Origin of the sequence: Pseudomonas sp. zfem004 (assembly GCF_032621715.1) — a bacterium.
Lineage (GTDB): Bacteria > Pseudomonadota > Gammaproteobacteria > Pseudomonadales > Pseudomonadaceae > Aquipseudomonas > Aquipseudomonas sichuanensis.
Genome location: NZ_JAVYJF010000011.1, coordinates 42,445 through 67,929, shown reverse-complemented (window position 1 = coordinate 67,929; position 25,485 = coordinate 42,445). Strand labels below are relative to the sequence as shown.

Below are 25,485 nucleotides of genomic sequence, written 5' to 3'. Positions count from 1 at the left end.
ATGCGCTTTCAGCTCAAGGCCCTGGGCAGCCAGGGCGTGGTGCAACTGCAGGTGGAGGCCGAAGACCTCGAACAGGCGCGACGCCAGGCCGAAGACCAGGGCCTGAGGGTGCTCAGCGCGCGCAGCATGGGCCTTGGGCTGCGCGCCCTGCCCTGGCGTCGCGCGCCGGCGTTCGACCTGGTGCTGTTCAGCCAGGAACTGACCACCCTGCTCAATGCCGGCCTGCCGCTGATCGACGCGCTGGAAAGCCTGGCCGAGAAATCGCCCGCAGGCAGCGCGCGCAAGACCCTGGAACAGCTGGTGCGCCAGCTCTATGAAGGGCGCTCGTTGTCCCAGGCCCTGGCCCAGCAGCCACGGGTATTCCCCACGCTGTATGTGGCGCTGGTGCAGTCCAGTGAGCGCACCGGGGCACTGGGCGATGCGCTGACGCGCTATATCGGCTACCGCCAACGCCTGGACCTGGTGCGCCAGAAGCTAGTGGGTGCCTCGGTCTACCCACTGCTGCTGTTGCTGGTGGGCGGTGGCGTGGTGCTGTTCCTGCTTGGCTACGTGGTACCGCGCTTCAGCCTGGTGTTCGAGGGCATGGGCACCGAGCTGCCGTGGCTGTCACGCGTGCTGATGCAGATCGGCCTGTTCCTGCACGCCCAGCAACTGCCCCTGGGGCTCGGCACGCTGGGCGCCATCACCCTGCTGGTCACCCTGCGCCGCCATCCGGCCGTGCGCCGCTGGGCCAGCCGCCAACTGCGCCGTGTCCCGGCCCTGCACCAGCGCCTGGTGATGTACGAGCTGGCGCGTTTCTACCGCTCGCTGGGGATTCTGCTGCAGGGTGGCATCCCCATCCTCACCGCCTTGGGCATGGCCCAGGGGCTGCTGGGCAGCGCCGCCGCCGAGGGCCTGGAACAGGCCAGCCGGCGCGTGGCCGAAGGCTTGCCGCTGTCCGATGCACTGGAAGCCGGGCAACTGGTGACACCGGTATCACTGCGCCTGCTGCGGGCCGGCGAGCAGTCGGGCAACCTCGGCGAGATGCTGGAACGCTGCGCCGACTTTCACGACCAGGAGATCGGGCGCTGGGTCGAGTGGTTCGTCAAACTGTTCGAACCGCTGCTGATGACCTTCATCGGGTTGTTGATCGGCCTGATCGTGATCCTGATGTACATGCCGATCTTCGAACTGGCTTCGAGCATTCACTGACGATTCAATAGTCGAAGCGCTCCACCGCCCGGCGCCGCTCGTTGTCATCGCGTCGGTCATAAATCGCCGTGGTCTGGATATTCGCGTGGTGCGCCAGCTTCTGGGCGATCGAAAGGTCATGCTCCTCGATCACCCGGGTGATGAACGCCCGGCGAAAATCGTGGGGCATGATCTTCGCCCCCACCTGCGCCCCGCGCTGGCGGGCGATGTAGTAGATGGCGTGCTTTGTGATGCGCGCGCGGGTGATGTGGCTGCCGCGGCGGATGCGGTTGAACAGGAAACTGTCGTCGCGCTCGCCGGCCGGCAGGTGCTGGCGGCGCAGCTCGAGCCAGGCCGACAGCTTGTCGAAGGCCCAGGCCGGGGCGTACTTGAGCAACTGGCGATTGCCCTTGCCCAGCACCTGCACGCAGCGCTCCTGGAAGTCCACCTGGGCCAGGTCGATGTCCACCGACTCCGATTTGCGCATGCCGGTGCCATACAGCAGCGCGAGGATCGCCGCATCGCGCACGCCCTGGGGCCGCGGGTCGGCGGCGCAGACCTCCATCAGCTCACGGATCAGGCTACGCCGCAGGTTGCGCCCTGGGGGCAGGCGGCTGCCGCTGGCAGGCTTGATCTCGCGGATCTTCAGCAGTTGCTCATGCTCGATCAGCCCCAGCCGCCAGGCTTCGTTCATCACCCCACGCACGGCATTGACGTACAGCGAAGAGGTGTTGGGGGCATAGCCGTCGGCACGCAGGGCGGCAACCAGGGCGATCACATGGCCGGGCTCGAGGTGGTGCCACGGCACATCGGCGATGTCGGCATCGATGAAACCCAGGCGGTCGGCCGCGTCCTGGAGGATATAGCGCATGGTCAGCTGACTGGACGGGGCCAGACGGGCCAGGTACTGCAGCAGCGGGTTGCGCACGAGGTCAATCACAACGGGGATCCTGTAGCGAAGCCTTGCTCATGGTGAGGCAAAGCGTGAAGCGAGTCGTTATGACGCATGAAGATGTCAAAACGACAACAAAATAATCAGGTCAATATGACTCGATGAAGTGCCATCACCTTGATATTCAAGGGCTTGAGCGCTGGCACGGATCGTGATGTTACCCCATTCAACCTCTCCAATCGAACCAAGGGTCCCGCCATGCTTGTCCAGCCGATAGCCGCCCGTCCGCGCCAGGCCCTCTGGGCCCTGGCTTTTCGACCGTTCTTCCTTGGCGGCAGCCTGTTCGCCCTGCTCGCCCTGTTGCTGTGGGCCGGCGTGCTCAGCGGCGCACTGCATGCCCAAGCCCCGGGCGGCATGCTCGCCTGGCACCGGCACGAGATGCTGTTCGGCTTTGCCGTGGCGATCGTCGCCGGCTTCCTGCTCACGGCGGTGCAGAACTGGAGCGGCCTGCCCGGCCTCAGCGGGCGCTGGCTGCAGGGGCTGTTCCTGCTCTGGCTGCTGGGGCGCGCCAGTTGGTTCCTGGCGCTGCCGCCAGCGCTGCTGGTGGCGGTGCATGGCGCGTTCTTGCCGCTGGTGGCGCTGGCCCTGGCGCGGCCGATCATCCAGCGGCGTTTGCGCAACAACTACCCGATCGTGGCGCTGGTGCTGCTGCTTGCCGGCTGCCAGTGGATCACCCTGCTCGGCTGGCTGAACCAGGACGAGGCGTGGCAACGGCGCGGCGTGCTCGCCGGGTTGTGGCTGGTGGCGGCGATGATGAGCGTGATCGGCGGGCGGGTGATCCCCTTCTTCACCCGCCGCGGCCTGGGCAACATGAGCCCCGCCCCGGCCCGACCCTGGCTCGACCGCGCCTGCCTGCTGGGCAGCGTGGCCCTGCCGATCAGTTATGTGCTTGGCCTCGACGACACACCACACCCGGCCATGGCGGTGCTGTTCGCCACCCTCGCCGTGCTGCACGCGGTGCGCCTGGCGTTTTGGCACGACCGTGGCCTGTGGCGGCTGCCGCTGTTGTGGTCGCTGCACCTGGCCTATGCCTGGCTGATCCCGGCCTGCCTGGGCCTGGCCCTTTGGCATGCGGGCACTGCGCTCAACCCCAGCCTGCCAGCCCACGCGCTGACGGTGGGGGCGATGACCGGGCTGATCGTGGCGATGATGGCGCGGGTCAGCCTGGGGCATACCGGGCGGCCTTTGCAGGTGCCGCGCAGCATCGGCTGGGCGTTTGCACTGATCCAGCTGGCCGCGGTTGCACGGGTGCTGGTGACGCCCTTCACGTCGCTGGGGCTGGGGCTTTCGGTGGTGTTCGGCTGCGCAGCGTTGATGCTGTTCGTTTGGCACTACTTGCCGATGCTGATGCGGCCGCGGGTGGATGGGATGCCGGGTTAGCCAAGCCAAATCCTTCGCGGGCAGTCCAGGTATTCGCGATCCACTGTAGGAGCGTACCGGTCAAGAAATGCGCCCTCTGTGGGACCGCCACGAAGGGCGGCAGAGTGGGCTACAGTTAAACGGCATTCCTCTTCAACAACGAGACCGCATGGCCTTCCACCACCTGACCCGCACCCACCCCCGTCTCACCCTCGCCACCTTGGCCGGCCTTGCCGGCGCCTGGCTGATCCCGGCCGACGACACCGTGCAGCACATCCTCGCCGGCTGGAACCTCGGGGTCTGGCTGTACCTGCTGATGGTCCTCTGGCTCAGCCTGCGGGCAACGCCCGACAGGGTGCGCAAGGTGGCCCGCGTCGAGGACGAAAACGCCGGCCTGGTACTGGTCGCCGTGAGCGTCGCCGCCATCGCCAGCCTCGCCGCGGTGACCCTGCAACTGGTTTCAAGCCGCGGCCTTGCGGGCAACGCCCTGGCCCTGCACTACCTGTACACCGGCCTCACCGTCGCCGGCTCGTGGCTGATGATCGGCTGCATCTTCAGCCTGCATTACGCCCGGCTGTTCTACACCGGCAACAGCCACGAACCACCCCTGCGCTTCGCCGATGGCGAGCGCAACCCGGACTACTGGGACTTCCACTATTTCTCGTTCACCATCAGCGTCGCCGTGCAGACCTCGGACGTGGGCGTCGGCGGGCGCGCCATGCGCCGGGTGGTGCTGGCCCACTCACTGGTAGGCTTCGTGTTCAACACGGCGATCCTCGGTTTCACCATCAACATCGCCGCTGGCCTGCTCGGCTAGCAGACGCCGCGCACAGGCGGCGATCCGTCGGCAGACCTGCTCCAGCACCTCGGCTTCCAGCACCAGGCCCAGACGTACATGCCCGGCAGCGCTCGGCCCGAAGGCATCCCCCGGCAGCAGCGCCACGCCTTCTTCGTCGAGCAGGCGCTGGGCGAAGGCCTGGGCGCTGAGCCCGGTGTTGCGAATGTCGAGCATCACGAACATGCCTCCGGCCGGCCGGTGGGCCTGCACGCCTGGGCAACCTTCGAACACCGCACACACCCGATCGCGCCGCTGGCGGTAAGCCTCGCGCATGCTCGCCACTTCGGGCAGTTGCTGCTGCAGCGCCACGCAGGCGGCCTGCATCACGAACTCCGGCAGGCCGAACAGCATCGCCATCGCCAGGTTGGTCAGGTGCTCGGCCAGCGCCGGCGGCCCGATCACCCAGCCAATCCGCCAGCCACTCATCGCATGGGTCTTGGACAGGCTGTCGATCACCACGCAGCGCTCGGCCATGCCCGGCAGGCCCAGTGGGCTGGGCGCCTCGCCTTCATATAACAGGCCCCGGTAGACCTCGTCGCACACCAGCCACAGGTCATGCTTGCGACACAATTGCGCCAAGCGACGCAGGTCTGCCGGCGGGATCACCGCGCCGGTGGGGTTGTGCGGGCTGTTGAGCAGCAGCCCGCGGGTGCGCGGGGAGATGGCGCGGGCCACCGCGTCGGGGTCGAGGCGAAAACCCTGCTCCGGCCGCACGGCCACCTGCACCGCCTGCGCCCCGCACGCACCGAGCACGCCGTGATAAGTCACATACATGGGCTCGGCGACTATCACCTGGTCACCGGCTTCGAACAGGCACTGGAAGGTGGCGTACAAGGCGCACTGGGCGCCAGCAGTGACCACCACCTGGTCGGGGTGCAGCGCCAGCCGGCGCTGGCGCACGATCGCCTCGCGCAGGGCCAGGCTGCCGCGCACATCGCTGTAATGGGTGTCGCCCCGGCGCAGGCTGCTCACGGCGGCTTCAACCACCGCCGCGGGGGTATCGAAATCCGGGTCGCCCACCGACAACAGGAATACCTCACGGCCTTGCTTGCGCAGGGCCTGGGCCTGGTAGTGGATGTCCCAGGCGGCAGCAGCGTCGCCGGCGATACGTTGAGTGAGCGTGGCGTAACGCATGACTGTACTCCCTGTCTGCCCGGCAGCGCCGCTGGTCCGAAACGCGCTGTCGGTAAACATAGCAGAGCAAGTACCGACGCCAGCCCCTACCCCTGCGGGAAAACGTTTGCCCAGGCAGGCGGCCGCCAGCCGGTCGCCAAATGGCCATTGTGACGGCCGTCATGCATTAACACATTTGTCATGTTTTGCGCGGAACGTTGCCGTGGCGGCTGCTATGGTTAGATTCCGACGGCCAGGTAAGGCCCGTCTGATTTCTAAAGTCGACATCACCCCGTTCAGCAACGAACAAGGAGGCTGGCATGAACAAGATGACGTTCCCCAACGCCTGCCAGGTGATGCGTTGGCATTTCCATCCACTGGGTTTCGAAGCCAGCATGGATGCGCCGCGCAGCATGGTCGCCCGTCTTTTCGACCGTGCCAGCGGTGAAACCCTGCTGGCTATCGCCGGCATCCCGTGCACGGCGATCATGGCCGCCACCGATGTCGAGCGCATCATCGAAGCGGTTGAGGCCGAAATGGAGACATTCGACCTGCGCTTCAACCCGTTACGCAGCGCGGTCTAGCCTACCGTCTCACGCCGTGCGCCCAGCCCGTTCATGAACTGCTCGGCCGGCACCGGCTGGCCCAGCAGGTAACCCTGCAGCGAGTCACAGCCCAGGCGGGTCAGGAAGTCCTGCTGACGGTCCGTTTCCACTCCCTCGGCGACAATCCGCAGCCCCAGTGCCTGGCCCAGCGCAACGATGGCCGAGACGATCGCCGCGTCATCGCTGTCCTGCTCCAGGTCGCGGACGAAACCTCGGTCGATCTTCAGTTCGTTGGCCGGCAGGCGCTTGAGGTACATCAGGCTTGAATAGCCAGTTCCGAAATCATCGATGGACAGGTCCACGCCCATGTCTGATAGCCGCTGCAGCACCATCAGGCTGGCATCGGCATCACGCATTGCGGTGGTTTCGGTGATTTCCAGGGTCAGCCGGTTGGCCGGCAGGCCGTTATCGGCGAGGGCCCTGGCGACGCTGTCGACCAGCCCGGCATGGCAGAACTGGATCGCCGACAGGTTGACCGCAATACGCCAGTCCTCTCGCCCCTCGCCCAGCCATTGGCGCATCTGCCGGCAGGCCTCGCCCAGTACCCACTCGCCGATGGGGATGATCAACCCGGTCTTCTCGGCAAGGCCGATGAAGCGGTCCGGCAGCATCAGGCCATGTTGCGGATGCTCCCAGCGCAGCAGGGCCTCGGCGCCGATGGGTTGGCGCGCGACGGCGTCGAACTTGGGCTGGTAATGCAGACGGAACTGGCCCTGCTCCAGCGCCGTGCGCAGGTCCTGCAGCAATTGCAGCTGCTGGCGTGCGTTGCTGTTCATCGACGCGTCGAAGAAGCTGTAGCCGTTCTTGCCGGCACTCTTGGCGTGATACATCGCAGCGTCGGCGTTGCGCAGCAGCTCATGCTGGTCCAGGCCGTTGCCCGGGTAGAGCACGATGCCCAGGCTGGCCGACAGCATCAGGTCATGCTCGGCCACCCGGAACGGCTTGGCCATCAGGTTGACCTGCTTGGCCGCGACGTTCATGGCATCGTCCGGCTCGCCAAGCTCGACCAACAGCACGAACTCGTCACCGCCGATGCGCGCCAGGGTGTCCTGGCTGTGCAGGTGGCCGCGCAAGCGCGCCGCCACCGCCTTGAGCAGCAGGTCGCCGATATGGTGGCCAAAGGCATCGTTGACCGGTTTGAAGCCGTCCAGGTCGATGAACATCAGAGCGAAGCAGCCGCCCTGCTCCGCCACCCGGCCCATGGCCTGCTCGATGCGGTCGGCCAGCAGTGTGCGGTTGGGCAGCCCGGTGAGGGTGTCATGCAGGGCCAGTTGGGTCAGTTCCTGGTTGGCCAGCGTCAGCGAGCGCGCCAACTCCGCCGTGCGCGCTTCCAGACGCGCGTCCAGCACCGAGGTGAGCAGTGCCACCGCCAACACCGCCAGGGTGGTGATCAGCACCAGGTAATCGAGGCCATCGCCCGCCAGGCCATCGGCCAGCGCACCGCAGAAGCTGCCCTCGGGGAAGTTCGCCGCCGCCATGCCGGTGTAGTGCATGCCGACGATGGCGATACCCATCACCACCGCCGCCACGCCACGCACCTGGCGTACATACGGGGTGTGCTGGCGCAGGCGGAAGGCGATCCACAGTGCCGCGGCCGATGCACCTACCGCTATGGCCAGGGAGGCGCCGAACAGCGTCGGGTCATAGTCGATCCCAGGTTGCATGCGCAAGGCGGCCATGCCCATGTAGTGCATGCAGGCGATGCCGGTGCCCATGATCAGCGCACCGAAGCCCAACTGCAGCCACGGCAACTTCGGCTGGCTCACCAGCCACAGGGCAAAGCCCGACGACAGCACCGCGATCAGCAGGGACAGCGCCGTCAGCGCGGTGTCGTAACCCAGGCTGATCGGCAGGCTGAAGGCGAGCATGCCGATGAAGTGCATCGACCAGATGCCGATACCCATGGCCAGTGCCCCGCCCCCCATCCACAGATGCACCGCACGCCCTTTGGCCGTGGCGATGCGCCCGGTCAGATCGAGGGCCGTATAGGAGGCAAGAATGGCCACGCACAGCGAGATCAACACCAGCGAGGAGGAGTAACTACCGATCAGCATGTGCACTTCCAGGAGCAGGGCCAAGGAGAGCCCGGAAAAGCCGATGATTGTACTCAAGCTTTGACGAAACGCACGGGGTTTTCGCCAGCCAGAATGGATCCAATAGCTGCCAGAAAGCGACGTGATAGCTGTGCTAGAGCCTTTTAACGAGCAGATACCGGCAGATTGCCACTTGTCGTCTGTCGCACCACTGCCAAAATCATCGGCCATTGCCAGACTTGCACGTGGCAGCGTTGGTCGGGCACCCTCGAACGCGCGCCAAGCCAGGCCACTCCAGCTAATCTGTACAAGCTGACACAACTTTCTACCACTGTTTCAGGAGCTCTCGATGGCCACCCGGTCCGGGCACATACCCTTGCTCGCCCTCCCCCTGCTCGCCCTGAGCCTGGCGCTCACAGCCGGCTGCTCGAGCAAACATGCCAGTACCCGTTACGCCACCCAAGGCGCCAACTGTTACGCCAAGGCCATGCCCAGCAGCGGCGAAGGCGGCCTGGCGTTCGGCCCGACCCTGGCCACGGCCAGCCGCAAGTCGCTGGACAGCTGCATGCGCTATGCCGGCCGCTCGGGCGGTACGCCGAAGACCTGCCAGGTGGTGCTGGCCAAGTGCAAGAGCTGAACGGCTAACCGAGTGCTTCCTCGATCAGTGCCGCAACCTCCCTTGCGTGGGACGCCAGCGAGGCATGGCTGGCGTCCAGGGTGATGACCCTGCGGGGCTTCATCCGCGCCGACATCATCTGCTGGTTGGCCGGTGCGATCATATGGTCCTGGCTGGAGATCTGGTACCAGGATGGCTTGTGCCGCCACGCCGGGTTGCTGATGTTGTCGCCAAAAGTGCTGGCCAGCGGCGCCTTCTGCGTCACCGCCATCACCAGCGCATCATCAGCCGACAGGTCCTGGCAGAAGCTCTCATGGAACTTGTCGGCCTTGATCCACAGGTAGCCATCGCTGTCCGGCTCAAGGTTCGGCGCCGCCACCGGCAGGTGCTGCTGCGTCAGGCCCCCGGGGCTCTCCCCGGCATCGGGGGCGAAAGCGGCGATATACACCAGCCCCATCACGTTCGCTGCATTACCCGCCTCGGTAATCACCGCGCCGCCGTAGGAATGCCCCACCAGCAGCACCGGCCCCTGTACCTGCGCGACCATCTTGCGCGTGCGCTCGGCGTCATCGGCCAGGGAAGTCAACGGCAGCTCCACTGCCCGCAACTCAGTGATTCCTCTGCGTGACAGTTCGACGATCACCCTGCCCCAATGGGCGGAGCCGCCCCAGAAACCGTGGACGAGAACGACTGTAGGCCTGGTGCTCATGGGCTTGCCTCTTCGCTGGATGATCGAGGGACTTGGATATCGCTGAAACAGCATAGGCGACCGCCAGCCACGCTTTAGATGAAAGGTGGCAGGCGCCAGCCCTGTTCATGACCAAAAAGCTGCTTCACTCCCCGGTTTGCTGGCGCTTCCAGCGTTCCAGGTTCTCGGTCATCAGTTGCTCGGGCAGCGGCCCTGCGACCAGCGCTTTGAGCTTGAGCGCCAGTTGCTCACGCAGTTCGGGCGTATTGCAGGGAGACTTGTGCGACAGCGCCAGGTACAGCCCTTCGCTGGAGACCGGCGGCTCCAGTATCTCCAGCTGCTGCTCCTTGCCCAGCGTGCGGGCCAGGGCCAGGCCCGGATAGTGTTCGAAAATCACGTAGTCATTGCGTTTGCGCAGCAGCTTCTCGAAGGCCTGGGTGGCGCTGGGCACCGCTTCAAGGCTGAGTTGCGCGCGGGCATAGTCGTCGAAGGCCTGGCCATGGCTGTTGTTGACCAAGGTCCCGCCGCGCCGGCCCTTCAGGTCGGACCAGTCGCCATAGGCAAAGCCCTCGCCCTTGCGTACCCAGACCACACTGGAGTTGAACAGGAACGGCGGGCTGACGTAATCCACCCACTGCTCCCGGGCCTGGGTATGGAAGTAGCCGGCCATCAGGTCGATGCGCCCGGTGTTCAGCTCTTCCTGGGCCCGCGACCAGGGGCCGGTGTAGAGGATCTCAACCGCCAGCCCGAGCTCACTGGCCACGTGCTTGAGCAGGTCGGCATTGGCACCGATCAGTTGCTGGGGGTTGTGTGGGTCGCGCCAGAGGTAAGGTGGGTATTCCGGGTTGCCGGTGGCGGTCAGTTGCCGACACGGCTCATCGGCAAGGGTGAGGGTCGGCAGCAAGGCCAAGACGAGCCATAGCACCGACCGGTACCGACGTTGTGCGCTCATTGCGACCCTCTCGCTCCTGCGTGTCTGACAGAAATGGCCCTAGGGCGCTCCCTGCGCCGGCCTGGTCAACGCGCCCAAACTGCAGTGGCAGTAAGTCAAAACTGGCCCGATACAGTGTGCACCAGAAATGGCAGATCGCCACGCACTCATTTGGATGGGCGACTATGAGCTCAGTCTCCCTGGTCCGCCAGCGCCTGCTGCTCATCCCAACCACCACCCAACGCCGCAATCAACTGCACACTCGCCAACAACCGCCCTTGCAGCAGCGTCAGCACGCTACGCTCATTGCTCAGCGCCGTGGTCTGCACGCTCACCACATCCAGGTAGCCGATCAACCCAGCCTTGTACTGGTTCTCGGTCAGGCGCAGCGACTCGCGTGCCGCATCCAGCGCTTCCTGGCGCACCACGGCCTCGTCGCCGTACACCTTGAGCTGCACCAGGTAATTCTCCACTTCCTTGAACCCATCCAGCACGGTCTGCCGGTACTGGGCCACGGTCTGGTCATACACGGCCACGGTGCGGTCCACTTCGGCGCTGCGTTTGCCGGCATCGAACAGCGTCAACGCCAACTGCGGCCCCACGGACCAGTAGCGGTTGGGCAACTCGATCCAGTTGTTGAAGCTGCTGCTGGAATAGCCGCCGTTCATGCTAAGCGACAGGTCGGGGAAATAGGCCGCGCGGGACACGCCGATGTTCGAGTTGGCCGCCATGACCTTGCGCTCGGCCGAGGCGATGTCCGGGCGACGCTCCAGCAACTGCGACGGCAGCGACAGCGGAATATCGGGCAATGCCGGAATCGCCTCGGTCGCAGCCAGGGCAAAGTCGGCCGGCGCCTTGCCCATCAACACCGCGATGGCGTTCTCGTACTGCGCCCGCTGCCAGGCCAGGTCGATCAGGTCGGCCTGGGTGCTCTTGAGCTGGGTGCGCGCCTGGGCCACGGCGTCCGGCCCGGCCACGCCGGCACGGTACTGGTTTTCGTTCATCTTCAATGAACGCTCGTAAGCAGCGACGGTTGCTTCGAGCAGGCGCTTCTGCGCATCGATCACCCGCAACTGCAGGTAGTTCTGCACCAGCTCCGACTGCTGGCTGAGGCGGATCGCGGCCAGGTCGGCGAGGCTGGCCTGGGCGCTGGCCTCGTTGGCATTCAGGGTTTCGCGCAACTTGCCCCACAGGTCGATCTCCCAGCTGACACCAAGCTGGGCGTTGTAGGTGTCGCGGATACCGCTGCTGTTGTTCGACAGGCTCGAGCTGGAGCTGCCGGTGCCCTGGGCCGACCGGGTCTTGCCAACGGACAGGTCCAGCGAGGGGAACAGCGAAGCCCGGCTGCTGCGCACCAGGGCCTGGGCCTGGCGGTACTGGGCCGCGGATTGCGCAACGGTCTGGTTGCTGCGGTTGAGTTCCTCGACCAGCGAATTGAGCTGCACGTCGCCGTAGATCTCCCACCAGGCGCCGCGGGCGATGGCGTCGGACGGTTTGGCCTGGGTCCAGCCTTCGGCCTGCTTGAACTGCGCCGGGGTGCTCAATTCTGGGCGGTGATAGTCGGGGCTCAGGGTACAAGCGCTGAGCATCGCCACGCACAGCCCGGCGCCAACCAGGCGCGAGCCGCGCCCGTGGGTCAGGCGCATGAGGGCACGGTGCAGGCGGGTATGGGCAAAGTTCATAGCGGGGTATCCAGGGCAGCGTCGGTGCGCACGCCGCGCCAACGGTTGAAACGGTGGCGCAGGCGGTCGAGGTAGAGGTAGACCACAGGCGTCGTGTACAGGGTGAGCATCTGGCTGAAGACCAGGCCGCCGATGATGGTCAGGCCCAGTGGCTGGCGCATTTCGGCGCCTTCGGCCTGGCTGAGCAACAGCGGCAGCGCGCCGAGGATGGCAGCCAGGGTGGTCATCAGGATCGGCCGCAGGCGCAGCAGGCAGGCACGGCGGATCGACTCTTCGGGCGACAGGCCGTCGTTGCGCTCCAGTTGCAGGGCCAGGTCGATCATCAGGATGGCGTTCTTCTTGACCACGCCGATCAGCAGGAACAGCCCCAGCAGCGAAATCAGGCTGAACTCGCCGCCGGTCAGGTACAGCGCGAGCAACCCGCCGACGCCGGCCGAAGGCAGCGTGGACAGAATCGTCAGCGGGTGGATGTAGCTCTCGTAGAGGATACCCAGCACCAGGTACACCAGCACCAGGGCGCCGAGGATCATCAGCGGCTGGCCTTCGGTGGTCTTGGTGAAGGCATCGCCAGTACCGCCCAGCTTGGCGATCACCGATTCCGGCAAGCCCAGCCTGGCCACCGCACGCTCCAGCGCGGCCAGGGCCTGGTCGGTGCTGTAGCCTTCGGCCACATCGAACGAGATGTCTTCGGAGGCGAACTGCCCTTCGTGGCTCACGCGGTCGTTGGCCAGACTGTTCTCGTATCGGGCGAAGCTGGACAGCGGCACACGGGCACCGTCGACGGTGATCACCTGCACCTGCTCCAGGGTGCTCGGGTCCCAGGCGTATTTGGGGTTGATCTCCAGCACCACCTGGTACTGGTTGAGGCTGTCGTAGATGGTCGAGATCTGCCGCTGGCTGTAGGCGTTGTTGAGCACCGAGGTGACCATGCTCATGTCGATGCCCAGGCGCTTGGCCTGGTCACGGTCAACCACCAGGGTCACTTGCTGGGTGCCGGCGCCGTCGCGGGCATCGATGGCGGTCAGTTCGGGCAGCTTGCGCAGCTCGGCGGCCACCTTCGGGAACCACTCGCGCAGCGCGGCCAGGTCGCCGCTCTGCAGGGTGTAGAGGTACTGCGAAGTACTCTGGTCGCGGCCACCGCCGCCCAGTTGCAAGTCCTGGTCGGCCATCAGGAACAAGCGGCCGCCGGGCACCTTGGGCATTTCCTTGCGCAGGCGTTCGATGACCTTTTGCGCGTTCTCCTTGCGCTGGGAGATGGGCTTGAGCCGCACCAGCATGAAGGCGTTGTTGGTGCCGCTATTGCCACCGATGAAACCGGCGACGCTCTCCACGGCCGGGTCCTTGAGCAGCGCCCGACGGTAGATCTCCATCTTCGGCTGCATCACGCTGAACGACAGGCCGTCGTCGCCCCGCACGAAGCCCTGCAACTGGCCGGTGTCCTGCTGCGGCATCAGCGTCTTGGGCACCACCACATACAAGGCAATGTTGAGGCCGATGGTGGCCAGCAGGCTGAACAGCGTCAGGCGCTTGTGGCGCAGCGCCCAGCCCAGGCTGCGATCGTAACCGGCGACCATGCGCTGGTGGATGTGGTCGCTCAAGCGCTGCAGGCGGGTCTGCTGCTGCGGGCCATGCACCTTCAACCAGCGTGAACAGAGCATCGGCGTAAGCGTGAGCGACACCACCAACGAGACGATGATCGCCGCCGCCAGGGTGATCGAGAACTCCTTGAACAGGCCGCGCACGATGCCGCCCATGAACAGGATCGAAACGAACACCGCCACCAGCGAAACGTTCATCGACAGCAGGGTGAAGCCGACCTCCTGCGCGCCCTTGTAGGCAGCGCGCATGGGGTTCTCGCCGTTCTCGATATGCCGGGAGATGTTCTCCAGCACCACGATGGCATCGTCCACCACCAGGCCGGTGGCCAGGATCAGCGCCATCAGCGACAGGTTGTTCAGCGAGAAGCCGCACAGGTACATCACCGCAAAGGTGCCCACCAGCGACACCGGCACGGCCAGGCTTGGAATCAGCGAGGCGCGGAAGTTGCCGAGGAACAGGTACACCACCAGGATCACCAGCGCCACGGCGATCAGCAGGGTGTGTTCGGCCTCCTTGAGGGTGGCCTTGATCACCGGCGAGCGGTCCATGGCCACGTCCAGCTTGACGCTGGCTGGCAGCAGCGACTGCAGGGCCGGCAGCTCGGCCTTGATCTGCTCGACGGTCTGGATGATGTTGGCGCCGGACTGGCGGTTGACCACCAGCAGCACTGCGCTCTCGTCGTTGAAGAAGCCGCTGTTGTAGCGGTTCTCCACGCCATCGGTGACCTTGGCCACGTCGGACAGGCGCAGGATCGCGCCGTTCTGCTGGCGGATCACGATCGGCTTGTAGTCTTCGGCTTTCTCCAGCTGATCGTTGGCGCGCACCTGCCAGTTGCGCTCCTTGTCCTCGACAAAACCCATGGGCCGGCGCTGGTTGGCGTTGGCCACGGCGGTGCGCACATCGTCCAGGGCCAGACCGTACTGGTTGAGCAGCTGTGGCTCCAGCTCGATGCGCACGGCGGGCAGCGAACTGCCGCCGATCTGCACCTCCCCTACCCCACTGACCTGGGACAGGCTCTGGGACAGGATGGTGTCGGCCAGGTCGTACAACTGCCCCTTGGACAGCACCGAAGAGGTCAGCGAAAGCACCATGATCGGCGCTTGCGAAGGGTTGATCTTCTTGTACGTGGGCATGCTGCGCATGCCGCTGGGCAACAGGTTGCGGGTGGCGTTGATCGCCGCCTGCACTTCACGCGCGGCGCCGTCGATGTCACGGCCCAGGTCGAAGCCGATGATCACCCGGGTCGAGCCCTGGTTGGAGCTGCTGGTCAGGGTGGTGACACCGGCAATCGCGCCGAGCTTGCGCTCCAGCGGCGTGGCCACGGTGGAGGCCATGACCTCGGGGCTTGCACCGGGCAGGCTGGCCTGCACCACGATCACCGGGAAGTCCATCTGCGGCAGCGGCGACACCGGCAGCAGGCCAAAGCTCACCCCGCCCAGCAGCATGATCGCCAGGCTCAGCAGCATGGTCGCCACCGGCCGGCGGATGAAAGGACCGGACAGGTTCATGCGTCGGCCTGCTGTGCGTCAGTCGCTGGGCGCCAACGACGGGCCAGGCGGTCGAAGTACAGGTAGATGACCGGGGTGGTGAACAGGGTCAGCACCTGGCTCACCAACAGCCCGCCGACCATCACCAGGCCCAGCGGCTGGCGCAGTTCGGCACCGGAACCGGTGGCGAGCATCAATGGCACGGCACCGAACAGCGCCGCCAGGGTGGTCATCAGGATCGGTCGGAAACGCAGCAACGCGGCCTGGTAGATCGCATCACGCGGGCTCATGCCCTGGTGGCGCTCCGCCTCCAGGGCAAAGTCGATCATCATGATCGCGTTCTTCTTGACGATGCCGATCAGCAGGATGATGCCGATGATCGCGATCATCCCCAGGTCATTGCCGCTGAGCAGCAATGCCAGCAAGGCGCCAACCGCCGCCGAGGGCAGCGTCGAGAGGATGGTCACCGGGTGGATATAGCTCTCGTAGAGCACGCCCAGCACGATGTACATGGTCACCACCGCAGCCAGGATCAGCAGCAAGGTGCTCGACAACGACGCCTGGAACGCCTCGGCGGCACCCTGGAAGCGGGTCTGCACGCCAATCGGCATGCCGATCTCCTGTTGCACCTGTTCGATCACCTGCACCGCCTCGCCCAGGGACGCGCCATGGCCGAGGTTGAACGACATCATCACTGCCGGGAACTGGCCGATGTGCGAGATGGCCAGCTGGGCCTGGCGCTGTTCGATGCGCGCCAACGCCGACAGGCGCACCTGGCCGCCGTCGGTGGCCTTGACGTGGATCGACTCCAGGGCCTGTGGGCCGAGGCTGGCAGCGGTCTGCGACTGCAGCACCACACGGTACTGGCTGGCCTGGGTGTAGATGGTCGAGATCTGCCGCTGGCCGAAGGCGTCATACAGCGCGTTGGTGATCTGCGACACGCTGATGCCCAGGCGGCTGGCCATGTCGCGGTCGATCACCAGATACACCTGAAGGCCCTTGTCCTGCAGGTCGCTGGCCACGTCCTGCAATTCGGGGCGCTGCTGCAGGGCCTGGACCAGCTTGCCGCTCCACTGCGCGAGCAGCTCGGCGTCGGGTGAACTGAGGCTGAACTGGTACTGGGTGCGGCTGACCCGGTCCTCGATGCTCAAGTCCTGCACCGGCTGCATGAACAGGCGGATTCCTACCAACCGGTCGAGCTGTGGCTGCAGGCGGTTGATCACCTGGCTGGCGGTCACGTCGCGCTCGCCGTGGGGCTTGAGGTTGATCAGCAGACGGCCACTGTTGAGGGTGGCGTTGTCGCCGTCCACGCCGATATACGAGGACAGGCTCTGCACCGCCGGGTCCTGGAGAATCACGCCGGCCAGCGCCTGCTGGCGCTCGCTCATGGCGGCGAACGAGGTGGATTGCGGGGCTTCGGAGATACCCTGGATCACGCCGGTGTCCTGGGCCGGGAAGAAGCCTTTGGGCACCGCCAGGTACAGCACCACGGTCAGCGCCAGGGTGGCCACCGCCACCAGCAGCGTCAGTGGCTGATGCTTGAGTACCCAGGTCAAGGCGCTTGCGTAGTGCTTGATCAGCCAGTCGATCCAGGCGCCGCTGGCACGGTAGAAGCGGCCCTGCTCTTCTTCCTTGGGCTCGCGCTTGAGCAGGCGTGCGCACATCATCGGCGTCAGGGTCAGCGATACCACCAGGGAAATCAGGATCGCCACCGCCAGGGTGATGGCGAACTCGCGGAACAACCGCCCGACCACATCGGCCATGAACAGCAACGGGATCAATACCGCGATCAAGGAAAACGTCAGCGAGATCAGGGTGAAGCCGATCTGCTTGGCGCCCTTGAGCGCCGCCTGGAAGGGTGTCTCGCCCTCTTCGATATGCCGGGAGATGTTCTCCAGCATGACGATGGCGTCGTCCACCACGAAACCGGTGGCAATGGTCAGGGCCATCAGCGTGAGGTTGTTGACCGAAAAGCCGGCCAGGTACATCACCCCGAAGGTGCCGATCAGCGACAGCGGCACGGCGATGGAGGGAATGATCGTGGCGCTGACCCGGCGCAGGAACAGGAAAGTGACCATCACCACCAGGGCGATGGCAAACAAGAGCTCGTGCTGCACGTCGCGCACGGCGGCGCGGATGGTCTGGGTGCGATCGGTGAGCACCATCACGTCCAGGCCCGCCGGCAGGTTGTCGGTGATCGACGGCAGCAGTTCCTTGATCCGGTCGACCACTTCGATGACGTTGGCACCGGGCTGGCGCTGGATATTCAGCAGCACCGCCTCGTTCTGGTTGGCCCAGGCCGCCAGGCGTTCGTTTTCGGCGCCATCGACGATCTCGGCGACGTCCTTCAGGCGCAGCGGCGCACCGTTGGTGTACTTGAGGATGAGGTTGGCGTACTCCTCGGGCGAGCGCAGCTGGTCGTTGGCGTCGAGCATCGACACCCGGGTGGGGCCGTCGAAGTTGCCCTTGGGCTGGTTGACGTTGGACGCGCCGATCAGGGTGCGCACGTCATCCAGGTTCAGGCCGTTGGCGGCCAGGGCATCGACGTTGACCTTGATCCGTACGGCCTGGCGCTGGCCGCCGGCGATGCTGACCATGCCCACGCCGCTGATCTGGGCGATCTTCTGCGCCACGCGGGTGTCGACCAGATCGTTGAGCTTGGGCAACGGCATGGTTTTCGACGAAATCGCCAGGGTCAGCACCGGGGTGTCGGCCGGGTTGACCTTGTTGTACACCGGCGGTGCCGGCAGGTCGCTGGGCAGCAGGTTGCTGGCGGCGTTGATCGCGGCCTGCACCTGTTGCTCGGCAACGTCCATGTTCATGTCGAGGTTGAAGCGCAGCGTGAGTACCGAAGCGCCACCGGAACTGGTCGAGGCCATCTGCTCCAGGCCCGGCATCTGCCCGAACTGGCGCTCCAGCGGCGCGGTGACGGCACTGGTCATCACCTGCGGGCTGGCGCCGGGGTACAGGGTCATGACCCGGATGGTCGGGTAGTCGACCTGGGGCAAGGCCGCCACTGGCAGCATCTTGTAGGCAATCAGGCCGGCCAGGACGATGGCCAGCATGCTCAGCGTGGTGGCGACCGGCCGCAGGATGAACAGGCGGGAAAGGTTCATGCGCCCGCCTTGGAGCTCGATTTACCGGTCTGGGCCGCGCCTTTGGCGTCCTGGCCCTGCAGGTGCTGGCCGGGGGTGGTTGGCACTTGCGAGCTGTCTTCGACCACATCGACCTTGGTGCCTTCACGCAGGCGGTCGGTGCCTTCGAGCACCAGGCGGTCACCGGCGGCCAGGCCTTCGAGGATCACGCTGTGCTGGCCATCGCTGGCCCCTACCTTGAGCTTGCGGATATTGACCTTGCTGTCCTGGTTGACCACATAGGCGAAGGTGCCGTCGTTGCCGAACTGGATCGCCGCGGCCGGGGCCAGTACCACCTGTTTGAGGGTGTCGGCCAGCAGGCGCACGTTGACGAACTGGTTGGGGAACAGTGCGTGGTCCTTGTTCTGGAACGCGCCCTTGAACTTCAGGGTGCCGGTGGTGGTGTCGATCTGGTTGTCGAGGCTGCCCAGCACGCCGGTGGCCTGTAGCTTGCGATCGCCACGGTCCCAGGCTTCGACTGGCAGGCTGGCACCGCTGCGGTAGCGGGCAAGCACGGTGTCCAGTTCGGTTTCCGGCAGGGTGAAGGCGACGTTGATCGGCTCGGTCTGGGTGATCACCACCAGCGCGGTGGTGTCGTTGGCGGCGACCAGGTTGCCCAGGTCCAGCTGACGCAGGCCCAGGCGGCCGTTGATCGGTGCACGGATCTGGGTGAAATCGAGGTTCAGGCGGGCGTCGTTGACGGCGGCCTGGTTGGTCTTGACCAGCCCCTGGAACTGCGCCACCTGGGCTTCGGCGGTGTCGAGGGTCTGCTTGGCGATGCTGTCTTCGGCGTACAGGCCTTTATAGCGGGCCAGGTCGACCTGGGCGTTCTTCAATTGCGCCTGGTTCTGCGCCAGGGTGCCTTCGGCCTGCTGCAGGGCAATGCGGTACGGGCGTGGGTCGATCTCGGCGAGCAGGTCGCCGGCCTTGACCTGCTGGCCTTCCTGGAAGTGGATCTTGACCAGCTCGCCAGCCACCCGGCTGCGCACGTTGACGGTGTTGGTCGCGGTGACGGTACCCAGAGCCTTGTAGTACAGCGGGAAGTCACCGACTCGCACAGGCTCCACACGCACCGGCACCGGGTCGCTAGAGGCGCCGAAGCCCGGGCGCCCACCCATGCCCATGCCTTTGCCCGGTCGGCCACCGCCAGTCGCTTCCTTGTGGACGGGCGCTGCGGGCCACAGCCACCAGGCCAGCAGGGCCACCAGCAGCAGGATCAGCAGGCCGAACAGCCAGCGACGGGGGGAACGGGAATTGGACACTTGCATGGGACGAACGAACCTTGTTCAGAGAAAGACGGCGGGAAGAGCGTGAACGATAAGCACTGGCATCGGATTAGCAAAGGAGCTTTACCCGTGCTTTACCTTCGGCTGACGTTGGCCAGGGGGTGCACTTTAAATGAAAACGGCCTGGAACGTTGTCCAGGCCGTTTACCGGGTGTAACCCGTTGGGGGCGCTTTGCGGCCCTTTCGCCGGCAAGCCGGCTCCCACAGGGTGGTGATCGCCTGTGGGAGCCGGCTTGCCGGCGATGGGCTGCGCAGCAGCCCCAATGACACTTACTTCAGAACAGCCAGCGCCGCCTCGTAGTTCGGCTCGTCGGCGATTTCGCCCACCAGCTCGGCGTGCAGCACTTTGTCGTTCTCATCCACCACCACCACGGCACGTGCGGCCAGGCCGGTCAGCGGGCCGCTGGCGATAGCCACGCCGTAGTTCTCCAGGAACTCGACGCCACGCAGGGTGGACAGATTCTGCACGTTTTCCAGGCCTTCGGCGCCGCAGAAGCGTGCCTGGGCGAACGGCAGGTCGGCGGAGATGCACAGCACCACGGTGTTGGCCACGTCATTGGCCTGGGCGTTGAACTTGCGCACCGAGGTAGCGCAGGTCGGGGTATCGACGCTTGGGAAGATGTTCAGCACCTTGCGCTTGCCGGCGAAGTCCTTGAGCGACTTGTCGGACAGGTCGCCTGCGACCAGGGAGAAGGCTGGAGCGGCGGCGCCGGCTTTGGGCAGTTCGCCTTTGACCTGAACCGGGTTGCCTTTGAGAGTCACTTGAGCCATGGCAGAAATCCTTATACGGGGTTTGAAAAGGACCCTGAGTTAAGCATGAAGCCGCGCAAGTGCCTATAAGCAAACATGAAATTGTTCCATTCTCAGAAAATTCCTGTGAACAAAAAAATGTCCGGGTGGCGACAACCAACCCGGACATTTCTTATTGCAAGTGGTCGTTTCAGCCGATCAGGCCATACACCACCGAGGTCAGGGCCACCAGGCCGATCACCACCACGAACAGGTTCGACAGCGCGCCGCTGTACTTGCGCATCGACGGCACGCGACGGATGGCGTACATCGGCATCAGGAACAGCAGCACGGCGATGATCGGACCACCGAGGGACTCGATCATGCCGAGGATGCTCGGGTTGAGGGTGGCGACGATCCAGCACACCACCAGCATCAGCGCCGCGACCATGCGGTCCAGGGCCTTGGCGCCCGGGCGCAGGCCGGTCTTGACGATCATGCCCTTGAGGCCTTCGCTGGCACCGATGTAGTGGCCCAGGAACGACTTGGCGATGGCGATGAACGCGATCAGTGGCGCGGCAAAGGCGATGGTCGGCTGGTCGAAGTGGTTGGCCAGGTACGACAGGATCGACAGGTTCTGCGCCTTGGCTTCGGCCAGCTGGGCGCTGCTCAGGGTCAGCACGCAGCTGAACACGAAGAACAGCACCATGAGCACCATCAGCAGGTGAGCGCGGCGCAGGATCTGGCCGCTGCGCTCGTCGGCATGTTCACCGTAGCGGCGCTTCTGGTCGACGGCGAAGGCCGAGATGATCGGCGAGTGGTTGAACGAGAACACCATCACCGGAATGGCCAGCCACACGGTGTGCAGGAAGGCAGAGCCCGACGGCACTTGCGAGGCGGTGTCGAGGATGCCACCGGTCCAGTGCGGCACCAGGTACAGGGCCAGCAGCGCCAGGGCGACGATGAACGGGTAGACCAGCAGGCTCATGACCTTGACCGTGGCCTGCTCGCCGCAGCGCACGATGGCCAGCAGGCCGAGGATCAGCACGAACGACAGGATCGCCCGCGGCGGCGGCGCGATGTGCAGTTGGTGCTCCATGAAGCTGCTGACGGTGTTGGTCAGGGCCACGCTGTAGATCAGCAGGATCGGGAAGATGGCGAAGAAGTACAGCACGGTGATCAACGCACCGGCCTTGATGCCGAAGTGCTCTTCCACTACCTGGGTGATGTCACCGCCGTTGCGCCCGGACAGCACGAAGCGGGTCAGGCCGCGGTGGGCGAAGTAGGTCATGGGGAACGCCAGCGCCGCGAGGATCAGCAGCGGCCAGAAGCCGCCGAGGCCGGCGTTGATCGGCAGGAACAGGGTTCCGGCGCCGATGGCTGTGCCGAACAGGCCCAGCATCCAGGTGGTGTCGTGACGCGACCAGCTGCCGAGGGTGGCGGGGGTCGATTCTGCAAAGCGTTGTTCAACGCTTGGGGCCTGCTCATTCATTCCGGGTGAAGCTCCACTCGCAAGACTGCAACAGGCTGAGAATGGCGAAATAGACGTTTCGCCCAACTCAACCGGGGAAGAGGGGCGCGATTGTGCATGCAAAGGTTGCACTTGGGGAAGCCCCGTCCGAGGGACGGTTGCACTTGTCTGTACAACAAATCTGATTTTTGGGTTGCACAAAAGATCGCGGGGCAAGCCCGCTCCCACGTCTACCCGCATTCAAGAGGTCGGCGTGGGAGCGGGCTTGCCCCGCGATAAAGCCAGATCGGCCAGTGGTGACTCAGCCCTTTTGCACGGCGGCAAACGCCTCGGCCACCTGGCACAGGTTGGCCGGACGCAGCCCGGACATGCACACCCGGCCGCTGTCGATCAGGTACACACCGAACTCGTCACGCAGGCGACGCACCTGCTCGACGCTGAAACCGGTGTAGCTGAACATGCCGCGCTGGCGCAGGAAGAACTGGAAATCCTGGCCCGGCAGCAGCTCGCCGAGCAGGTCGACCAGGCCCTGGCGCATGTCGAGGATGCGCTTGCGCATCACTTCAACTTCCGCCGCCCACTGGGCATTGAGCGCGGCATCGCCGAGCACGCCGGCTACCAGCTGGGCACCGAACGCGGGCGGGCTGGAGTAGTTGCGGCGCACGGTGGCCTTGAGCTGGCCGAGCACGCTGACCGCGGTGGCGGCGTCGTCACAGACCACCGACAGGCCCCCTACCCGCTCGCCGTACAGCGAGAAGATCTTCGAGAACGAGTTGCTGACCAGGCACGGCACGCCGGCACGGGCCATTTCGCGGATGGCGTAGGCATCCTCGACCAGGCCTTCGCCGAAGCCTTGGTAGGCGATGTCGAGGAACGGGATGAGCTGACGTGCCTTGACCACTTCGACCACTTGCTGCCACTGGCTCTGGTCCAGATCTACGCCGGTGGGGTTGTGGCAGCACGGGTGCAGCAAGACGATGCTGTTCGCCGGCAGGGTCTGCAGGGTCGCCAGCATGCCGGCGAAGTCGACGCCACGGGTGGCGTTGTCGAAGTATGGGTAGGTATGCACCTTGAAGCCCGCGCCTTCGAAGATCGCCCGGTGGTTGTCCCAGGTCGGGTTGCTGACCCAGACTTCCGAGCCTGGGAAGTAGCGCTTGAGGAAGTCGGCGCCGACCTTCAGCGCACCGGAACCGCCCACGGTCTGCACGGTGGCCACACGGCCATCGGTCACGGCCGGGTGATCGCTGCCGAACAGCAGCGCCTGGATCGCCTGGCGATAGGCGGCCAGGCCTTCCATCGGCAGGTAAAGGGAGGCTTCGTGAGGCTGGCCGGCCAGGCGCTTCTCGACTTCAGCCACCGCCGCCAGCTGCGGCACCACGCCGGCTTCGTCGTAGTACAGGCCGATACTCAGGTTGACCTTGTCGGCGCGCGGGTCGGCCTTGAAGGTTTCCATCAGCGAGAGAATCGGGTCGCCGGCATAGGCATCGACATGTTTGAACACAGCGTGCAGCTCCTTGGAAATCAGGACAGTTCAGAAAAGGCTGCAGCGAGGATACCCGCAGACAGGCGTCAGGAACATCACTGATGTGCAAGGGGGTGGATGCGCCGTTGCACACACTGGCCCCTGTGGGAGCGGGTTTACCCGCGAAGATGACACCGCGATGCATGGCACGGGCTACGCCCGTGATCGCGGGCAAGCCCGCTCCCACAGGGATCGCGTCAGCTTGAGAAATTCCGGTTCAGCCAGCCAGTTCCTTCAAACCGGCCAACTCCTGCTCGGTCAACGCCACCCCTTCGCGCCCGGCCACTTCCCGCTCGCGATAGCGACGCTCCCCCGGCATGCGCGACAGCCCCACCGCCTGCATCTGTTCCACCAATTCACGGCTGCGCTGGGCAAAGCGCTCGCCCTCGGCCTTGCTCGGGTCGATCACGATGATCAGTTGCCCGGTCCACGGCGTCTTCGCCCCCGGGTGCCCGGACCAGTCGAACTCCCAGGAGAAGTGGCCACCAGTCAGCGCCGCTGCCAGCAACTCGACCATCATCGACAGCGCCGAACCCTTGTGCCCGCCGAACGGCAGCAGCGCACCGCCTTCAAGAATCGCCCTCGGATCGGTGGTGGGCTGCCCGCCGGCATCCACACCCATGCCTTCAGGCAATTGCTGGCCGGCACGGGCGGCAATCTGCACGTCACCGTGGGCCATGGCGCTGGTGGCCATGTCGAACACGATCGGATCGTGCCCGGCGCACGGCGCGGCAAAGGCGATGGGGTTGGTGCCGAACAACGGCTTGCGCGCACCGTGGGGCACCACGCAGGTCATGCTGTTGACCACGCTCAGGGCCACCAGGCCTTCATCGGCGAACGGCTCGACATCTGGCCACAGGGCCGCGAAATGGTGCGAATTGTGGATCGCCAGCACGGCGATACCGGCGCTGCGGGCCTTCTCCACCAGCAGCGCACGCGCCGCCGCCAGGGCCGGTTGGGCAAAACCGCCACCGGCATCGACCCGCACATAGCCCGACGCCACGTCGGTCACCTGCGGCACGGCCGTGCCATCGACCCAGCCGCTGGCCAGGGTCGAGACGTAACCGGGAATACGGAACACGCCATGACTGTGGGCGCCATCGCGCTGGGCGCTGGCGCAGTTATGGGCAAGCACGGCGGCCACCGCTGCGCTGCAGCCATGGCGTTGGAGGATCGCTTGCAGCAGCGCCTGCAGCTCGGCAAAGGGCACGCGCACGGCAGGGCTGGTGGACGGTGCGGACATCTGAAGCTCCTTTCTTGGTATTGGAATGGCTACAGCGCAACGCCCTGACTTTCCCGTGAATGACAGCTATCTGTCAAATATTGACTTGATGACAGAAAACAGCCATTTTCTTCTCCACGCCAGAAATCAGCCGGAGCGCTTCATGAGCCAATCGATCAAGCAACGCCTGGAAAGCAGCCTCGACAGCGCTGCCGCCTCTGGCCGCAAGATCGCCAGCTACATGCTCGCCAACCTGCACGAGCTGCCGTTCCAGACGTCGGCGAGCATCGCCGCCAAGCTGGACGTCAGCGAATCGAGTGTCGGCCGCTTCTGCCGCGCACTGGGCTACGCCCACCTCAAGGCGCTCAAGCAGGATTTGCAGAACGACCTCGGTGATGGCCCCTGGCTGGTCGGTGACCGCCTGCAGGAGTTTCGCCAGCAACCCGAAGACGACCGCGAACACGCCGGCAGCCTGGAGCTGGAAATGGCCGCCCTGGTGCGTGTGCACGAACACAGCCGCAGCGAGGCCTGGCGCCAGGTGGCCCGCCGCCTGGCCGACAAACCCCAGGTGTTCATCGCCGGTTTCCAGACCGAGCGCGGCATCGCCCTGTGCATGACTCACCTGCTGCAGTACCTGCGCAATGGCGTGCACTGCGTGGATGGCAGCGCCGGGCACTTCGGCGAGGTGCTGCTGGGCAAGCCCGAGGACCTCACCCTGGTGGTGTTCGAAGCCCGCCGCTACTCGCGCCACGCCCTGCAGCTGTGCCAGAAGGCGCGCGCCCTGGGCATCCCGGTGACGCTGGTCACCGACACCTTCTGTGACTGGGCCGATGCCAACGCCGACGAGGTGTTCCGCATCCCCACCGAATTCAATCTGTTCTGGGACTCCACGGCGGCGATGCTGTCGTGGGTGCACCTGATGGTCAACGAGGTCTGCAAGAAGCTCGGGCCGGATGTTGAAAAACGCTTGGAAGCAACTGCCGCTCTACATAACGAGTTCGTCGGCTACACCTCGTGGCCGGCGGGCAAACAACAATAGCAAGAGTGT

General features: G+C 65.3%; 19 protein-coding genes. 6 read left to right on the top strand and 13 right to left on the bottom strand.

From position 1 onward, the window contains the following. Positions 1 to 1,191 (top strand): type II secretion system F family protein, encoded by a 1,191-nt coding sequence (locus tag RTH46_RS13965; protein WP_316905930.1) that lies wholly within the window; start codon positions 1 to 3, stop codon positions 1,189 to 1,191. 4 nt (positions 1,192 to 1,195) lie between these two features. Here the strand turns inward: RTH46_RS13965 and xerC are convergent, their stop codons facing one another. Further along, positions 1,196 to 2,110 (bottom strand): tyrosine recombinase XerC, encoded by a 915-nt coding sequence (gene xerC / locus RTH46_RS13960; RefSeq protein WP_279848101.1) that lies wholly within the window; start codon positions 2,108 to 2,110, stop codon positions 1,196 to 1,198. Between the two features lie 210 nt (positions 2,111 to 2,320). Here xerC and RTH46_RS13955 point away from each other — a divergent pair, with 210 nt between their 5' ends. Continuing rightward, positions 2,321 to 3,502: an NnrS family protein gene (locus RTH46_RS13955; RefSeq protein WP_153788817.1), complete on the top strand. Its 1,182-nt coding sequence runs from the start codon at positions 2,321 to 2,323 to the stop codon at positions 3,500 to 3,502. A gap of 148 nt (positions 3,503 to 3,650) precedes the next feature. Beyond that, on the top strand, positions 3,651 to 4,298 hold the full coding sequence (locus RTH46_RS13950) for a DUF1345 domain-containing protein (RefSeq protein WP_153788816.1): 648 nt from the start codon (positions 3,651 to 3,653) through the stop codon (positions 4,296 to 4,298). Here the strand turns inward: RTH46_RS13950 and RTH46_RS13945 are convergent. After that, positions 4,224 to 5,453 carry a pyridoxal phosphate-dependent aminotransferase gene (locus tag RTH46_RS13945; protein WP_316905929.1) on the bottom strand — a complete coding sequence of 410 codons (1,230 nt, stop codon included), beginning with the start codon at positions 5,451 to 5,453 and terminating at the stop codon, positions 4,224 to 4,226. The genes RTH46_RS13950 and RTH46_RS13945 overlap by 75 nt on opposite strands. 299 nt (positions 5,454 to 5,752) lie before the next feature. Between RTH46_RS13945 and RTH46_RS13940 the strand changes: the two genes are divergently transcribed. Next, positions 5,753 to 6,016: a DUF1652 domain-containing protein gene (locus tag RTH46_RS13940; RefSeq protein ID WP_153788814.1), complete on the top strand. Its 264-nt coding sequence runs from the start codon at positions 5,753 to 5,755 to the stop codon at positions 6,014 to 6,016. Here the strand turns inward: RTH46_RS13940 and RTH46_RS13935 are convergent. Further along, positions 6,013 to 8,091, bottom strand: a complete 2,079-nt coding sequence (locus RTH46_RS13935; protein ID WP_153788813.1) for a putative bifunctional diguanylate cyclase/phosphodiesterase — start codon at positions 8,089 to 8,091, stop codon at positions 6,013 to 6,015. The genes RTH46_RS13940 and RTH46_RS13935 overlap by 4 nt on opposite strands. 328 nt (positions 8,092 to 8,419) lie before the next feature. Here RTH46_RS13935 and RTH46_RS13930 point away from each other — a divergent pair, with 328 nt between their 5' ends. Further along, a complete protein-coding gene (locus RTH46_RS13930) occupies positions 8,420 to 8,707 on the top strand; it encodes a hypothetical protein (protein WP_153788812.1) in 288 nt (95 codons plus the stop codon). 4 nt (positions 8,708 to 8,711) lie between these two features. On the opposite strand, the gene RTH46_RS13925 is transcribed toward RTH46_RS13930, so the two are convergent. From RTH46_RS13925 to RTH46_RS13880, 10 genes are all read right to left on the bottom strand, one after another. After that, a complete protein-coding gene (locus RTH46_RS13925) occupies positions 8,712 to 9,395 on the bottom strand; it encodes an alpha/beta hydrolase (RefSeq protein WP_316905928.1) in 684 nt (227 codons plus the stop codon). A gap of 124 nt (positions 9,396 to 9,519) precedes the next feature. Then, positions 9,520 to 10,326, bottom strand: a complete 807-nt coding sequence (locus RTH46_RS13920; RefSeq protein WP_316905927.1) for a substrate-binding periplasmic protein — start codon at positions 10,324 to 10,326, stop codon at positions 9,520 to 9,522. Between the two features lie 170 nt (positions 10,327 to 10,496). Next, a complete protein-coding gene (locus RTH46_RS13915) occupies positions 10,497 to 11,987 on the bottom strand; it encodes an efflux transporter outer membrane subunit (protein ID WP_153788809.1) in 1,491 nt (496 codons plus the stop codon). After that, entirely contained in the window at positions 11,984 to 15,094 is a 3,111-nt protein-coding gene (locus tag RTH46_RS13910) for an efflux RND transporter permease subunit (RefSeq protein ID WP_316905926.1), read from the bottom strand. Before RTH46_RS13910 ends, RTH46_RS13915 begins: the two co-directional genes overlap by 4 nt. Further along, on the bottom strand, positions 15,091 to 18,189 hold the full coding sequence (locus tag RTH46_RS13905; protein WP_316905925.1) for an MdtB/MuxB family multidrug efflux RND transporter permease subunit: 3,099 nt from the start codon (positions 18,187 to 18,189) through the stop codon (positions 15,091 to 15,093). The genes RTH46_RS13910 and RTH46_RS13905 overlap by 4 nt, the downstream gene beginning before the upstream one ends. After that, a complete protein-coding gene (locus tag RTH46_RS13900) occupies positions 18,186 to 19,475 on the bottom strand; it encodes an MdtA/MuxA family multidrug efflux RND transporter periplasmic adaptor subunit (protein ID WP_153788806.1) in 1,290 nt (429 codons plus the stop codon). The genes RTH46_RS13905 and RTH46_RS13900 overlap by 4 nt, the downstream gene beginning before the upstream one ends. A 288-nt stretch (positions 19,476 to 19,763) precedes the next feature. After that, on the bottom strand, positions 19,764 to 20,264 hold the full coding sequence (gene tpx / locus RTH46_RS13895) for a thiol peroxidase (RefSeq protein ID WP_153788805.1): 501 nt from the start codon (positions 20,262 to 20,264) through the stop codon (positions 19,764 to 19,766). Between the two features lie 169 nt (positions 20,265 to 20,433). Further along, positions 20,434 to 21,714 carry a serine/threonine transporter gene (locus RTH46_RS13890; RefSeq protein ID WP_153788804.1) on the bottom strand — a complete coding sequence of 427 codons (1,281 nt, stop codon included), beginning with the start codon at positions 21,712 to 21,714 and terminating at the stop codon, positions 20,434 to 20,436. Positions 21,715 to 21,994: 280 nt separating this feature from the next. Beyond that, positions 21,995 to 23,194, bottom strand: coding sequence for an aromatic amino acid transaminase (locus tag RTH46_RS13885; protein WP_153788803.1), 1,200 nt, complete (start codon positions 23,192 to 23,194; stop codon positions 21,995 to 21,997). A gap of 238 nt (positions 23,195 to 23,432) precedes the next feature. Beyond that, entirely contained in the window at positions 23,433 to 24,458 is a 1,026-nt protein-coding gene (locus tag RTH46_RS13880) for an Ldh family oxidoreductase (RefSeq protein WP_316905924.1), read from the bottom strand. A gap of 142 nt (positions 24,459 to 24,600) precedes the next feature. Here RTH46_RS13880 and RTH46_RS13875 point away from each other — a divergent pair, with 142 nt between their 5' ends. Continuing rightward, positions 24,601 to 25,476 carry a MurR/RpiR family transcriptional regulator gene (locus tag RTH46_RS13875; protein WP_153788801.1) on the top strand — a complete coding sequence of 292 codons (876 nt, stop codon included), beginning with the start codon at positions 24,601 to 24,603 and terminating at the stop codon, positions 25,474 to 25,476. Positions 25,477 to 25,485 lie beyond the last annotated feature (9 nt).

Bases quoted from the DNA above. Each gene is read 5' to 3' on its own strand.
- RTH46_RS13890 (WP_153788804.1), bottom strand. From the start codon at position 21,714: ATGAATGAGCAGGCCCCAAGCGTTGAACAACGCTTTGCAGAATCGACC.
- RTH46_RS13950 (WP_153788816.1), top strand. From the start codon at position 3,651: ATGGCCTTCCACCACCTGACCCGCACCCACCCCCGTCTCACCCTCGCC.
- RTH46_RS13940 (WP_153788814.1), top strand. From the start codon at position 5,753: ATGAACAAGATGACGTTCCCCAACGCCTGCCAGGTGATGCGTTGGCAT.
- RTH46_RS13920 (WP_316905927.1), bottom strand. From the start codon at position 10,326: ATGAGCGCACAACGTCGGTACCGGTCGGTGCTATGGCTCGTCTTGGCC.
- RTH46_RS13875 (WP_153788801.1), top strand. From the start codon at position 24,601: ATGAGCCAATCGATCAAGCAACGCCTGGAAAGCAGCCTCGACAGCGCT.
- RTH46_RS13880 (WP_316905924.1), bottom strand. From the start codon at position 24,458: ATGTCCGCACCGTCCACCAGCCCTGCCGTGCGCGTGCCCTTTGCCGAG.
- RTH46_RS13945 (WP_316905929.1), bottom strand. From the start codon at position 5,453: ATGCGTTACGCCACGCTCACTCAACGTATCGCCGGCGACGCTGCTGCC.
- tpx (WP_153788805.1), bottom strand. From the start codon at position 20,264: ATGGCTCAAGTGACTCTCAAAGGCAACCCGGTTCAGGTCAAAGGCGAA.
- RTH46_RS13915 (WP_153788809.1), bottom strand. From the start codon at position 11,987: ATGAACTTTGCCCATACCCGCCTGCACCGTGCCCTCATGCGCCTGACC.
- RTH46_RS13910 (WP_316905926.1), bottom strand. From the start codon at position 15,094: ATGAACCTGTCCGGTCCTTTCATCCGCCGGCCGGTGGCGACCATGCTG.
- RTH46_RS13930 (WP_153788812.1), top strand. From the start codon at position 8,420: ATGGCCACCCGGTCCGGGCACATACCCTTGCTCGCCCTCCCCCTGCTC.
- RTH46_RS13900 (WP_153788806.1), bottom strand. From the start codon at position 19,475: ATGCAAGTGTCCAATTCCCGTTCCCCCCGTCGCTGGCTGTTCGGCCTG.
- RTH46_RS13935 (WP_153788813.1), bottom strand. From the start codon at position 8,091: ATGCTGATCGGTAGTTACTCCTCCTCGCTGGTGTTGATCTCGCTGTGC.
- RTH46_RS13925 (WP_316905928.1), bottom strand. From the start codon at position 9,395: ATGAGCACCAGGCCTACAGTCGTTCTCGTCCACGGTTTCTGGGGCGGC.
- RTH46_RS13905 (WP_316905925.1), bottom strand. From the start codon at position 18,189: ATGAACCTTTCCCGCCTGTTCATCCTGCGGCCGGTCGCCACCACGCTG.
- RTH46_RS13965 (WP_316905930.1), top strand. From the start codon at position 1: ATGCGCTTTCAGCTCAAGGCCCTGGGCAGCCAGGGCGTGGTGCAACTG.
- RTH46_RS13955 (WP_153788817.1), top strand. From the start codon at position 2,321: ATGCTTGTCCAGCCGATAGCCGCCCGTCCGCGCCAGGCCCTCTGGGCC.